At 34.3% G+C, this 13,613-nt stretch carries 11 protein-coding genes, 2 tRNA genes and 1 riboswitch; of the genes, 3 read left to right on the forward strand and 10 right to left on the reverse strand.

Features of this window, described 5'->3' with window-relative positions; all coding sequences use genetic code 11:
• The first annotated feature begins 10 nt into the window (after positions 1-10).
• Positions 11-445 (forward strand): gamma-glutamylcyclotransferase family protein, encoded by a 435-nt coding sequence (locus DW114_RS15810; protein ID WP_117454714.1) that lies wholly within the window; start codon positions 11-13, stop codon positions 443-445.
• A gap of 75 nt (positions 446-520) precedes the next feature.
• Complete coding sequence (locus DW114_RS15815; RefSeq protein WP_117454715.1) at positions 521-2,506, forward strand: alpha/beta hydrolase family protein; 1,986 nt, start codon at positions 521-523, stop codon at positions 2,504-2,506.
• A gap of 110 nt (positions 2,507-2,616) precedes the next feature.
• Here the strand turns inward: DW114_RS15815 and DW114_RS15820 are convergent, their stop codons facing one another.
• From DW114_RS15820 to DW114_RS15840, 5 genes are all read right to left on the reverse strand, one after another.
• The gene (locus DW114_RS15820) at positions 2,617-3,276 is read right to left on the reverse strand and encodes a hypothetical protein (protein WP_117454716.1); all 660 of its coding nucleotides are present in this window, start codon (positions 3,274-3,276) and stop codon (positions 2,617-2,619) included.
• A 171-nt stretch (positions 3,277-3,447) separates the two neighbouring features.
• Complete coding sequence (gene pflA, locus DW114_RS15825; RefSeq protein WP_117454717.1) at positions 3,448-4,194, reverse strand: pyruvate formate-lyase-activating protein; 747 nt, start codon at positions 4,192-4,194, stop codon at positions 3,448-3,450.
• Positions 4,195-4,246: 52 nt separating this feature from the next.
• On the reverse strand, positions 4,247-6,502 hold the full coding sequence (gene pflB / locus DW114_RS15830; RefSeq protein WP_117454718.1) for a formate C-acetyltransferase: 2,256 nt from the start codon (positions 6,500-6,502) through the stop codon (positions 4,247-4,249).
• A gap of 115 nt (positions 6,503-6,617) precedes the next feature.
• Positions 6,618-6,696, reverse strand: a riboswitch (ZMP/ZTP riboswitch).
• Positions 6,697-6,735: 39 nt separating this feature from the next.
• Complete coding sequence (locus DW114_RS15835) at positions 6,736-8,727, reverse strand: sensor domain-containing diguanylate cyclase (protein WP_158552308.1); 1,992 nt, start codon at positions 8,725-8,727, stop codon at positions 6,736-6,738.
• Positions 8,728-8,797: 70 nt separating this feature from the next.
• Positions 8,798-9,223 carry a PaaI family thioesterase gene (locus DW114_RS15840; RefSeq protein WP_117454720.1) on the reverse strand — a complete coding sequence of 142 codons (426 nt, stop codon included), beginning with the start codon at positions 9,221-9,223 and terminating at the stop codon, positions 8,798-8,800.
• A 289-nt stretch (positions 9,224-9,512) separates the two neighbouring features.
• On the opposite strand from DW114_RS15840, the gene DW114_RS15845 reads away from it, so the two are divergent.
• Positions 9,513-9,588 (forward strand) — tRNA-Arg (locus tag DW114_RS15845).
• 277 nt (positions 9,589-9,865) lie between these two features.
• Here the strand turns inward: DW114_RS15845 and DW114_RS15850 are convergent.
• From DW114_RS15850 to DW114_RS15870, 5 genes are all read right to left on the reverse strand, one after another.
• Positions 9,866-9,942: transfer RNA gene (locus DW114_RS15850), tRNA-Arg, on the reverse strand.
• Positions 9,943-10,011: 69 nt separating this feature from the next.
• Positions 10,012-11,376 carry a site-specific integrase gene (locus DW114_RS15855; RefSeq protein WP_117454721.1) on the reverse strand — a complete coding sequence of 455 codons (1,365 nt, stop codon included), beginning with the start codon at positions 11,374-11,376 and terminating at the stop codon, positions 10,012-10,014.
• 95 nt (positions 11,377-11,471) lie between these two features.
• Positions 11,472-12,794: a hypothetical protein gene (locus tag DW114_RS15860; RefSeq protein WP_054322353.1), complete on the reverse strand. Its 1,323-nt coding sequence runs from the start codon at positions 12,792-12,794 to the stop codon at positions 11,472-11,474.
• An 18-nt stretch (positions 12,795-12,812) separates the two neighbouring features.
• On the reverse strand, positions 12,813-12,995 hold the full coding sequence (locus DW114_RS15865) for a helix-turn-helix domain-containing protein (RefSeq protein WP_054322354.1): 183 nt from the start codon (positions 12,993-12,995) through the stop codon (positions 12,813-12,815).
• 89 nt (positions 12,996-13,084) lie between these two features.
• Positions 13,085-13,450: a type II toxin-antitoxin system PemK/MazF family toxin gene (locus DW114_RS15870; protein ID WP_178695074.1), complete on the reverse strand. Its 366-nt coding sequence runs from the start codon at positions 13,448-13,450 to the stop codon at positions 13,085-13,087.
• Positions 13,451-13,613 lie beyond the last annotated feature (163 nt).

Genomic DNA, 13,613 nt, shown 5'->3' on the forward strand with positions numbered 1-13,613 from the left:
GTGAGTCATCGTGAAAAGAATATTTGTGTATGGGACGCTTAGAACAGATATGTACAATTATGAAAAATATTTAAAAGACAAGATTATACAAAGCGAGCTTGCCTATGTGAAAGGTAGTCTGCATGAAATCAAAGGTGTGATTTATCCTGCTTTGATTGAAGGTGATGATATGATTGCCGGGGAGATCATGGAAGTGGATGATGATCAGATATTTGATGAACTGGATGAATTGGAAGGATATCTTGGGGAGTTACATATGGACAATGAATATGATAAAATCATTTGTCCGATTTATGATGATCAGGGTAATGAAATTGATCGTTTACCTGTTTATATGTACAATATCCGTAATGAAAAACAGAAAAACCGTTTATCCAGCCGTATTATGGAGCGTGATTATGTCGCCTTTATGTGTAAAAAAGGTAATTGCCGTATACGATTATAAGCCAGTTGTTAGAGATATGACTGGCTTTTTTCTTTCTGCTGCGGTATCATGAAATTAAGAAACTGAGGTGACCTTATGAAAGAAACAATTCAATTAAAAGATTTTTTAGATTTTTCCTATCTGTCAAACCTTCAAGATAATGGAAAAGATATCGCTTATGTTGTGTCCAGATGTAATGAAAAAGATAATTCTTATGATCAAAAACTGCACATGTGGAAAAACGACCAAGACGTAACACTGACACAAAGTGGAAAGGAAAGCTTATATCTATGGGAAGATGAGCATACCCTGTTATTTGCGAATATGCGAGATCCACAAGATCAAAAAGCAGTAGAAAATGGTGAAGAAAAAACTGTATTCTATCGTTTAGATACACGTGGTGGTGAAGCAGTCAAAGCATTTGAAATTCCTTTAACAGTTTTGGATATCAAAATGGTAAGTACACATGTGTTTGCTCTTTGTGTAAATTTTGATCTGCGTTATTCTAGTATGCCATTTGAAACGGAAGAGATAAAGAAAAAACGCGTAAGAGAAAAAATGGAAATGCTGGATTATGAAGTACTGGATGAATTACCATTTTATTTTAATGGTGCTGGTTATACGAATAAAACACGTCGTTCCTTGTTTTTGTTTGAAGAAACAAGCGGTAAATTAAAACGAATCAGTCTTCCCCTTTTCCAAATGGATACCTTTATCATCAATGATGATAAAACAAAGATCTATTTTACTGGTGTATCCTATGCGCAGGTTCAGCCAATGAAAAATGGTCTGTTTATGTATGATATCAAAAAAGATAGTTTATCCACATGTATCAACACAGAAACTTATAGTATCATGCATTTGGAGAACTGGGGCAATGATATATTGTTTGCCGCTAGTAAACAGGAAAGATATGGAATCAATGAAAATCCTAAGTTTTACTTAATGCATCAGGAAACATGGGAAGTTTCTAAATTATATGATTTTGATGAAGCTATTGGCAATACTGTGGGAAGTGATTGTCGCTTTGGAAAGACACGCTCTGTGATGGTTTATGAGGATGCTTGTTACTTTATCGCAACGATCTTAAATTCTTCTATTCTGTATCGCTTAGATAAATCAGGCAACCTTTCTACAGTGATTGAAAAAGAAGGCAGCATTGATGATTTTACTATAGTCAATGGTACTATTTATTATATTGCAATGCATGATATGCGTTTACAGGAATTATATGCTTATTGTTTCAAAGATCATTCTTCCACAAGATTAACTGGCTTTCATGATGATTTCTATCAATCTAAAGATATTCGCATGCCAGAGCCTGTCACAATCACACAGGGAGAAGAAACCATTTATGGCTGGGTATTAACACCTCATGATTTTAATCCACATTCCTATTATCCGGCAATTCTGGATATACATGGTGGACCGAAAACGGTTTATGGGCAGGTCTATTATCATGAAATGCAGGTATGGGCAAATATGGGATATGTTGTTTTCTTCGCAAACCCAAGAGGTGGAGATGGTAGAGGCAATGCATTTGCGGATATCCGTGGAAAGTATGGCACCATCGATTATGATGATCTGATGAAGTTTACAGATACTGTTTTAGAAAAGTATCCTTGTATTGATATTGCCAGATTAGGAGTAACCGGAGGAAGTTATGGTGGATTTATGACCAATTGGATCATTACTCATACCAATCGATTTGCGGCTGCAGCTTCTCAACGTTCTATTGCCAACTGGATCAGTTTTATGACAACCTCCGATATTGGTGAGGAATTTACGAAGGATCAGCAATCTGGCGATATCTGGCAAAATCATGAAAAACTTTGGTGGCATTCTCCTTTGCGTTATGTGGACAGTTGTAAGACACCAACCCTGTTTATCCACAGCAATGAGGATTATCGTTGCCCATATAGTGAAGGATTACAGATGTATAGTGCTTTATGTATGCATGGCATTGATACCCGTTTATGTATGTTTAAAGGAGAAAATCACGAATTAAGTCGTGGAGGTAAACCAAAACATCGTATCAAACGCTTGGAAGAAATCACAAACTGGATGAATCAGCATTTATAGAAAATGATAAATTGATGAAAAAAAATGGAATATTTTGATTGATTAATACAATCATTATTCCATCTTTTTATTTACCCACATTTGAGTAAAAACCGTTACGTCTGTAAATTTTAGTACTCTTCTACGTTTCCGTTTTTCACAAAGATTGCGGTAATATTCATTTTTTTACGTAAAACAGGAGAAATATGTTCCCACTGTCTACGATTTTCTTTACTGTCATTCATACAGACAGAATACTTATCCGTTTTCTCATCTGCATATTTCAATAAAGAATAGACAACATCATCTAAATCAAATGGCCTTCTGCCTCTTGGCACTGCGACTTTGATTTTCCAGATTCCATAAGTTCCTTGTACATCAAAGGTTCCCTTATTTTCTGTGAAGCTCAATGGTATCTTAGCCAGCCATTCTTCCAATGTTATCTGAACACTGCTTTTTGCTTCTTCTTTCTTTTTCATTTGTACGCCCTTTTTACGACCACGTTGTTTTGGTCTTAATAAAGGTAGACGATGTTCCAGATCATGAAGCTGATATTTGATGGTTAAATTTGCACTTGCGCCACTCTTGTTTTCTGGATTTTTCAGAAATTCGTCATCTTCCAGCATCATTTTCTTCATTGCCATACAGCATGTAACCAGTGTAGGAGTTCCCTTATTGACCTGGCTGTGCAGGTCCCCGGCACGAATAATCAGTTCAGTTTTATTCTGATTGCCAGCTTCCAGTTTCATTTTCTGTATCGCCTTTACATAATCACTTACTCTTGCAGACATTAAAAAACACCCCTTTTATCTTATGATTATCATATCACAAATCTGTTTATAATGGGCATTTTTCCTGTTTTATTTTAAAATATTTACAAAAATTCAAAGGATTTTCTTTGATTTTTACATAAAACAGGGACTTTATCTTAAAAGCGATGATAAAATCCCTGTTTGCCTATACTAATAATCCTGATATTGATCACATTGTAATATCTTGCGTGCCTTCTCAATGGAAGCCTGATCTGGAGATTCCACACCTTCTAACTCATATGGAATTCCTAACTCTTTCCATTTATAAACTCCTAAAGTATGATATGGCAGGATTTCTACACGTTTTACATTATGCAGCTGTTGAATAAATTTAGATAAATTCATCAGGTAAATTTCCTGATCATTGATTCCTGGCACCAATACATGACGAATCCACACTGGCTTCTGTATTTCATCCAGATATTTCAACATATCCAGAATATTTGTATTATGCTGTTTCGTCAAAGCAAGATGGCATGCATCATCTATATGTTTGATATCCACCAGCAATAAATCTGTGACTTCCATCAACTGCTGGAATTTAGAAAAGAAAGGTTCTTCTCTGGTAAATGGATTTCCACTAGTATCAATGGCTGTATGAATACCTAGTTTTTTCGCTCTGGTAAATAAATCAATCACAAAATCTATCTGAAGCAAAGGTTCTCCACCACTCACTGTGATGCCACCTTTTTCACCCCAGTAACTACGATATCGCAATGCTTTTTTCAACAATTCTTCACTGCTTGTATCAGCCGTTGTCATCTCCCATGTATCTGGATTATGGCAATATTTACAACGCATTGCACAGCCTTTTAAAAATATCACAAAACGTACACCTGGTCCATCCACAGAACCAAAGGTTTCAACTGAATGAATACTTCCTTTTACTGGTGACATAGTATAACCTCCTTAAATGAAAAGGCCTGCGTAAACAGACCTTTCTTTATTTCTATAGACTTTCGTGGCAAGTTCTAGAAATAACATCTAACTGTTGTTCACGAGTTAAGTCAATGAATTTTACAGCATATCCAGAAACACGAATTGTGAAGTTCGCATATTCTTCTTTTTCAGGGTGTTCCATTGCATCTTTTAATTTTTCGATACCGAAAACATTAACGTTCAAGTGGTGAGCGCCCTGATCAAAGTAGCCATCTAATACATGTACTAAATTATTTACTCGTTCTGCTTCGTCATGTCCAAGTGCACCTGGATTGATCGTCTGTGTATTAGAAATACCATCTAATGCATATTCATAAGGTAATTTTGCCACAGAGTTCAATGAAGCTAATAAACCGTTTGTTTCTGCACCATATGCAGGATTTGCACCTGGTGACAATGGTTCTCCAGCTTTACGTCCATCAGGAAGTGCTCCAGTAGCTTTACCATAAACAACATTACTTGTGATTGTTAAGATAGATGTTGTTGGTTCAGAATTACGATATGTGTGACGTTTTTCAATCTTGCCCATGAATGTTTTCAACAACCATACTGCGATATCATCCGCACGATCATCATCGTTTCCATAACGAGGGAAATCTCCTTCGATTTCATAATCGACAACCAATCCATCTTCATCACGGATAGTTTTTACTTTAGCATATTTGATAGCACTCAATGAATCTACTACATGAGAGAAACCAGCAATACCAGTTGCGAATGTTCTACGTACATTTGTATCGATCAATGCCATCTGGCTTGCTTCATAGTAATATTTATCATGCATGTACTGAATCAGATTTAATATATTTACATAAAGATCTGCTAACCATTCCATCATGATATCATATTTATGCATAACTTCATCATAATCTAGGTACTCAGAAGTGATACCTCTCATTTCAGGACCAACCTGTGTTTTGGTTTTTTCATCGATACCACCATTGATAGCATATAATAAACATTTTGCTAAGTTTGCACGAGCACCAAAGAACTGCATTTCTTTACCCGTCTGTGTTGCACTTACACAACAGCAAACTGCATAATCATCACCCCATACAGGGCGCATAACATCATCGTTTTCGTACTGTACAGAACTTGTATCAATAGAGATACGTGCAGAATATTTCTTAAAGTTTTCTGGTAAGTGACTAGAATATAATACTGTTAAGTTTGGTTCTGGCGCAGGTCCCATATTTTCTAATGTGTGTAAGAAACGATAATCAGATTTTGTGACCATGTGACGTCCATCCATTCCTAATCCTGCCAAATCAAGTGTTGCCCATACAGGATCACCTGAGAATAACTGGTTATAAGAAGGGATACGTGCAAATTTTACCATACGGAATTTCATTGTCATGTGGTCAATTAATTCCTGTGCTTCTACTTCTGTCAATGTACCGTTTTCTAAATCTCTTTCAATATAGATATCAAGGAATGTGGAAACACGTCCAACAGACATTGCCGCACCATTCTGTGTTTTAATAGCCGCCAAATATCCGAAGTATAACCATTGTACAGCTTCTTTTGCATTTTTCGCAGGACCTGAAATATCATAGCCATAACTTTCCGCCATTTTTTTCATTCCTTTTAATGCTTTGATCTGTTCAGCTAATTCTTCACGCTGGCGAATGATATCATCTGTCATAGTACCACAGCCACAGTTTGCTTTATCAGCTTCTTTCATTTCAATTAAATAATCGATACCATATAAAGCAACACGGCGATAATCACCAACAATACGTCCACGGCCATATGTATCAGGCAAACCTGTTACGATTTTATTACGACGTGCTAAACGCATTTCTGGTGTATAACAGTCAAATACTGCATCATTGTGAGTTTTGTGGTAATCGTGGAAGATTTCATGTAGTTTTTCGCTTGGTTCATAACCATATGTAGTACAAGCTTCTTCACTCATTTTGATACCACCATAAGGCATGAAGGCACGTTTTAAAGGTTTATCTGTCTGAATACCAACAACCTTTTCTAAATCCTTCAATGCTTCATCAATATATCCAGGACCATATGAAGTTAATGAAGAAACAACTTCTGTTTCCATATCCAGAACGCCGCCTTTTGCACGTTCTTCTTTTTGAAGCTTCTGTAATGCATCCCATAATTTGTTTGTAGCTTCTGTAGGTTGCGCTAAAAAGCTTTCATCCCCATCATAAGGCTTGTAGTTGTTTTGAATAAAATCGCGGACATTTACTTCTTCTTTCCAGATTCTTCCGCTGAATCCTTCCCATTCTTTGCGTTCATTGCTCATAATCCTTACCTCCTGTTCACATGTTAAGTATAGCGAATGTTATCGTCCTGTGCAATTAAAACCATTTATAATCCATGTACGGATAAGCACAAGAAAAGAGCCTATACCAATCCAGACTCTATGCCCAGACGGTCGGCTCTTTTACATTATACTTCATGTGGTCAATTCCACTTCCGTCAGTCGTATAACTGCTTACACTTTATCATTTTTTATTTTACTCGTCAATAAGTGTTTTAAATTTTTTTATAAAACTGAATCTTATGTTTCTGACTTCGCTTTGCACGATACATCGCTTCATCACTATGACGGTATAATTCATCTACATTATGGCTGTCATTTGGATAACATGCCACACCAAAACTTGCGACGATTTCACGATCATCCATACAATTTAAAATGGCTAAACGGATTGCTTCAATTCTTGGCAGTATATCATAGTCACAAGATAAATTACGTAAGAATATCACAAATTCATCTCCACCGATTCTGCCACAATAATCTTCACTTCGACAAGCGCTACGCATACTTTTTGCGACATTGATTAAAACATCATCTCCGTATTGATGTCCATAGGTATCATTTAATAATTTAAAATTATCTAAATCTATCAATACCAGAACATGCAGCACGTGTTTTCCACTATGTTGTAATGTGGATTCTATGCGATGAAATAAGGTTGAGCGATTATATAACCCAGTTAATGCATCTGTTTCTGATAAACGTTTCATACGTATCTTATCTTTTTTCTCATTATCGATATCATGCAATAAGACACTTGCACGAACAAGGGAAGCATAAGGATCCCATACAAGCTGTATTTCTCCATAAGCCCAAAATTCATTGCCCTGACTGTCTATACGACGATGCTGTAAAGTGAAGTGATGTCTGCCTTTTTGATATTGATCAAGCAGATATTCCCGGGAGAATACCTTCAAATATTTTTTACGATCTTTTGGTGATACAAAATGTTCTGCTGCATAATGCGCAATGTAAGTGAACGAATTTCTTGCATTTTTTGGCAGTTCATCATTTAATGCACCTTCCAGCTTTTCAAAAACATCGTGTGTCAGATCATATTCATAATATGCAATACTATCCTTTTTTCTTCGCTCAAAATCTTGTTTCCATCGTTCATAAGCAAGTTCTCGCTCATAGGCCTCCGAATAATCCTGATAAGAGATGATTGCGGTGGTTGGCTCTGATTTTTCATTGTAAATCATGGTAAATTTGCCTTTGATCCAGATATATTTCTGAGAGGTGGAATTTCTTCTTAAAAATACAGCCTCACCTTTTGGTTTCCCTTCCAGCATACTTGAGAAAAAACCTAAATATTCTTTTTGTGTTTCTTCTTTTATCAAATGTTGTTCAATTGCGGATTGTGGGATATTTTCCATCATCTTCTTTGGTTCTGTGGTTTTCTTTCCATCATTTGTATAATATAAAACTTTATTTTTCACATCATATCGAAGTATGACTATATTTCCTTGTTCTAATGCAATTTTCTTTTCTTCTTCACTAATACGAAGATCATGCATCATCTGTTTCATTTTTGTACTGTCAAATGCAACAGCAACATATTGGTGTTCTATTGTATCTGGCACAATACGTGCTGACATCCAGCGTACTTTTCCATCTTTTCGTTTCACACGATATTCTACTTCAAACAAGATGCTTTCCTGCTGGATATAATTTGTGATTTCTTTTTTTATTCTAATGAGATCCTCACGATCGACTATTTTTTCTTCAATAATATCCTGTAGTTGTAACTCTTCTTTTTTATACCCTAAAAACTGGTATATATAACTGTTCGTATATAATAATTCAAATGCACCATTTTGCATTCTGATACAAAACAGTCCACAAGGGATTCCTTCTGTGCGGAGTTTATTCACCTGAGAAGCAAGTTTTGTTTCCATCAGATCATTGATATTGCGTAAGTATATCAGCATAACTTCTTTGTTTTCAAGTTGAATCTTTTTATGGGATATATGAAACCATGTATCGAATAGATACACTTCTTTCATCTGTGTTTCACAAGCTTTTCTCAATGTTGCCATCGCAAAAATATCAATTTCTTTGACATTTCCATGTTGCATAATATCCTGCAATATGGTACTAATCCAAGCAATATCCCATTGTTTTCCGATATAAATACATAGAAATCCATCTGGAGAAAAGTCTTCTAACGTTTTAAGATCCATTAGATGATATTGTTTCATGCTCATAACTTCGCCTCTTTCACATATTGCTTTCATTATATCTTATAATTTTTATATTTAGAAAAAATATGCGAATTTATTTATTCTTTTGATATCGATCATTATCTAAGAAAAACATGGTAAATGTTGCTCTTGATAAAAGTACTTCTGCATCGTTGAAAATAAACACTTCATAAACTCCTGTAGTTCTTCCTGCACTAATCTCCTGAGCAATTCCAATAAGTTTTCCACCTTTTCCAGGCTTGATATAATTTATCGTTCCTGACAAGGTAACGCTATCTCTTCCAGTCGCAAAACTTGCGGCGCCAGCTGCTGTATCAGCTAAAGAATATAATGCACCGCCATGTACAAAGCCATGTACATTTAAAATTTGTTCATCAATAATCATTTCTACCTTTGCATATCTTTCTTTTACTTCTACAACGTGCATATCGTTGCTTTGTAGATACATAGATGAGGAATTTAATCTTGCTTTCAATTGTTCCATCGTTTCATTTTTCATATACACCCTCCGTTTTCTCTTATTATACCTTAATTCAGGAAAATGTTGAAATTATACCGTTATATGATTAATTTTCTTTATCCTGGCAATACTATGAAAGTACTTTAATTTCTTGGATTTTTTTGAATGAAAGCCTTTAAAATTGAAATCATTATGGTATAATGTTTAATGCGTGTGCGAAGTCGCAATTAACTTGCCCTCTTGGTGAAATGGATATCACGGAATCCTCCTAAGGGGAAGCTCAGCTAAGCCCAATTGATTAGCAAATCTCTTTTAAAATTGAATATATGTCCTCGTAGCACAAAGGATAATGCAACTGCCTCCTAAGCAGTAGAGTGATGGTTCGAGTCCATTCGAGGACGCCAATTTTGTCGATAAATAGGGCGTTTTCTTGAGTTTTCAAAAAATAGATTTTGAAGTGATAAACTCATACCTTTTAAGGCTTTGCTCTATCTATTTTATAGTCAATCAGTTTTATCGCTGATTGCTTTTTTAATGTGAGTCGAACTTTTTCGCCCTTATTTTTGCTAATGAAAATAGGTGTTTTGCTAATTTGATTTTAAGTGCTCATTTTTCATAAAAGAAAACACTCATTTTATTTGAGAAAACGATCTCTTTAAAATAAGTGTTTTTTTTATTTACTGGCGTACCCGACAGGACTTGAACCTGCAACCTTTTGAATCGGAATCAAATACTCTATCCAATTGAGCTACGGGCACTTACATATTCAGTAAATAGTATATAACATAATTGAAAATATTAAATGACGAAACTGTTATAATTGTAAACTATTTCAATGCATCAATCAGTTGCGACATAAGGTCTGGATTTGACTTCAATGCATTGACAAGCGAATCAACATCAACTTCTTGAGGTTTTACTGTTTGTTGATCAACTCCAACTCCTGAATTTTTATAAAATGTTTCATCGAATTTTTGAGCATTTACCTTACGATCTTCATCTAGGATATGACTATATACTTCTGTTATCATATCTGCTTGAGAATGACCTGTATCACCTTGTGTGGCTTTTATATCACCATGATTGAGTTTTAACTTATAAGTGGTACTAGAATGTCGAAAAGAGTGAAATACAACGCTAGGAAGTCCTGCTGCTTTTGTAACTTCTTTTAGTTGACTTCGTATTACACTATGTGAACATTGTCTACCGTCCTCAAAACAAACTACAAGATCATAATCGGTATATTCACAACCAAAGTATTCTTTGTATTTTTCTTGTTCTTCTTTCCAATCACGAAGCATAAGTGCTAATGTTTTTGGTAGCCATATTTTACGAATGCTGCTTTCTGTCTTTGGTTTCTTTAAAACAGTGGCTGTTTGATATGATCTATGAGGTGAATGTGGTGGAAATGTAAAGATAACATCTTTATCATTTAAAACTTTTAATGCGTTTGTAGATACTTGTTCTAATTCACAAGTAACAAAGATATGTGCATCGTCATTGGCAATATCATTATCACTGATGGCTACATCTTTCCATCTTAATCCTAATACTTCTCCTAAACGCAAAGAACAGGCAAACGATAAATGAATTGCAATCGCTAGCTTAGGATCTGTACAATGCTCTAATGCTTGAATAATCATATCTGAAGTCCATATTTCTCGTTTCTTATAAACATGCTTAGGCGGTTCTACGGATAAGAATGGATTTTTTGCGATTAGATCCCATTTTACTGCCATTCCAAAAGCACATTTTAAATGCTTATTGATAGTTTTGATTGTGCCTGTTGTAACTTTTCGTTTTGTCTTATGAATTTTATTTACTGCACTATCCATGTTTTGTAAATCACGATAATACTTTTCAATCACTAAAGGTGTGATGTCTTGTAGTGCCATGTTTCCTAAAATTGGACGAACATAATTGTCAAAATCTCTCACTGTTTTTTCATAGGTACTCATTGACCATTTCTTTACACCATATAAATCAATAAATAAATCTAAAAATTCATTCATTGTCTGAGAACTAGGTGGTATAAAGATGTTTTTATCTTTTTGGCTTTCTACTTCTGATTTTCTCATTCTTGCTTCATTATAAGAATCAAATGCTTCCCATTTCTGTTTTCTATTACCTTGACTATCTTCATAAGTGTAAACAACTGCATATTTTTTATTTCTCTTTTGTATTGATGCCATAATTTTCTCTCCTTTCCTTGTTTACAGGACAATTCTAAGCAAAATTAAAAATAAAAGCGAATGTGCGATTTTCTAAAAACGCAAAAAGCGAAACACTAAAGTTCCGCTTTGAGTTTAGCAATCAATTTCATTTTTAATTCAGGATTATCCTTGATTTGTTGTATTAGCAAATTCATATCTTCATTTTTTTGTTGTGGCAAGACTGCTTGAATCTTACTATTGATACTTTTTTGATTTAATTGAATGACATGAGTTGTTGATATTTTTGGTTTTGGAAGTGATAATTCATGTTTTAATGTTGCATAGAAATAATCTGCATTACTCATGCCTTGATTTTGACTTTCCTTTTTAGAAAAAGACTTAAACTTTGTGAGTGTAAGTTCTTTAAGGTTTGCCTCTGCACAAGTCTTGTGATACAGCTTTGTCATATTACGATCATCACAAGGTTTTCCGTTAATCAGTGTAATTAACAATGCATAAGGATTTTCTTCAACCATGAATTCTTTTTGTCTTTCTTTCCATATTCTTAACAATAACGCAACTTGTTTATGAATATGTACGGTCTTTTGAGGAACATCTTTATAAAACAAGATTAAACTTGTATTGGTTTGTGTAAATCCAGCACATTCAAATTGTTTGATAATTCTTTGAGGATTCATCATTTGAACTGTGTTTTTATTTAAACGGTCTAATATTTTATTGGAACAAAGGTAACATTGATCTTGAGCAATCAACTCATCGCTAATATGAATATCATGCCACGATAATCCACCGATTTCTCTTATATCTAAACCGGTAGAAAACATAATATGCAAGAAAATAAATAATCGCATATCATCAACCGATTCAAATAAATGTTGAACAAATTCTAAATTCCATTCTTTATATGGTTTATTTTTATGATATTTAGGTGCAACTTGCTCATGAAATGGATTGTTTTCAATCAACTGTTCTGATACTAGATAATCAAATGATGTTTTTAATAGCATATAGCAGGAACGTAACATACTGTTAGGGATATATTCCGTTTTTATTTGATTCCTTTTTCCGATTGCAGGAGTTTTCTCTAATTGATTCATTGTTTTGATAGCAAAATTAGGTTTTATATCTTTGATTTTCTTACTTCCAACAACTTGAGATATATAATTGTTGATCACTCCCATATTGCTTTCATACCTTGAACTGCTCCATTGATTGCGTCCAATCTTAGTCGCATATTGAACTAAAAAGTTAAGTATTGTCGTGTTAGGTTTGATATTCATCTTTATATGAATACCTTCGTTTTCAATTTCTCTTTTTCTAACAAGTGCTGATGAATAGTCATAATAAGTTTCCCATATTTGCTTTGTTACGCCATTCTCATCAACTTTTTGATAAACCACAGAATATGCTTTTCTTCGTTTTGTAATAATCGCCATTGAATTATCCTCCTAATATTAAAGATTTTCATTGAGCCACTTATCAAATGACTCTTTTGAGATTCTAATAGATGAGCCAATTCTTACGGATTTGAATTTGTTTTCTGCTACTAATTGATAAGCGGCATTTTTTCCAACACCTAAGATTTTCATAATTTCTTGAACGGTGTAGGTTTTCTTTTCATATAAAATAGGTTTCATCTTTATTATCTCCTCTCCATCTTATCTTTAATAAATGAGTAAAACAAATGTGCGATTTTCAATTCAATAGCGATTTTACATACTTGACATTAGTTGTTTTTATGATAGTTATGCTTCATACCTAAACTAATTAAAATTCGGTTATCTAATAATTTCATAAATCTGGGCGTTACACTTCCTATATATTTGATAATTCTGCTTTTATCAATGACTTTGATCTGTTCCATCATTACAATAGACGGATACTTTAATCCAACCGTCGTAGGAATACTATAATGAGTAGGTAAGTGATGCTTTTCATACACTTTGCTTGTCAAACAAGCAACAATAATCGTAGGACTATATTTATTTCCTTTATTGTTTTGTACAACAAGAACCGGTCTTACACCACCTTGTTCAGAGCCAAAGCCATTACTTAAATCAACTAGATAGATTTGTCCTCTTTTGATCTTCATTCAAATTACCTCCTATGTAAAACCAGACTCAAAATAGAATCTGGTTATTTATCATATGAATCGTTGTTTTCCATTTTTCCCTGAATACCTGAAAACATTAAGGATACTATTAGACAAGCAGTAGCATTGCTTTCACTGGAATTTCACCATCGTGTGGTATCTC

Origin of the sequence: Absiella sp. AM09-50 (assembly GCF_003433845.1) — a bacterium.
Taxonomy (GTDB): domain Bacteria; phylum Bacillota_I; class Bacilli_A; order Erysipelotrichales; family Erysipelotrichaceae; genus Hoskinsella; species Hoskinsella hominis.

Coding starts and splice junctions, on each gene's coding strand:
- DW114_RS15815 (WP_117454715.1), top strand. CDS start 521: ATGAAAGAAACAATTCAATTAAAAGATTTTTTAGATTTTTCCTATCTG.
- DW114_RS15820 (WP_117454716.1), bottom strand. CDS start 3,276: ATGTCTGCAAGAGTAAGTGATTATGTAAAGGCGATACAGAAAATGAAA.
- pflA (WP_117454717.1), bottom strand. CDS start 4,194: ATGTCACCAGTAAAAGGAAGTATTCATTCAGTTGAAACCTTTGGTTCT.
- pflB (WP_117454718.1), bottom strand. CDS start 6,502: ATGAGCAATGAACGCAAAGAATGGGAAGGATTCAGCGGAAGAATCTGG.
- DW114_RS15835 (WP_158552308.1), bottom strand. CDS start 8,727: ATGAGCATGAAACAATATCATCTAATGGATCTTAAAACGTTAGAAGAC.
- DW114_RS15840 (WP_117454720.1), bottom strand. CDS start 9,223: ATGAAAAATGAAACGATGGAACAATTGAAAGCAAGATTAAATTCCTCA.
- DW114_RS15855 (WP_117454721.1), bottom strand. CDS start 11,376: ATGGCATCAATACAAAAGAGAAATAAAAAATATGCAGTTGTTTACACT.
- DW114_RS15860 (WP_054322353.1), bottom strand. CDS start 12,794: ATGGCGATTATTACAAAACGAAGAAAAGCATATTCTGTGGTTTATCAA.
- DW114_RS15865 (WP_054322354.1), bottom strand. CDS start 12,995: ATGAAACCTATTTTATATGAAAAGAAAACCTACACCGTTCAAGAAATT.
- DW114_RS15870 (WP_178695074.1), bottom strand. CDS start 13,450: ATGAAGATCAAAAGAGGACAAATCTATCTAGTTGATTTAAGTAATGGC.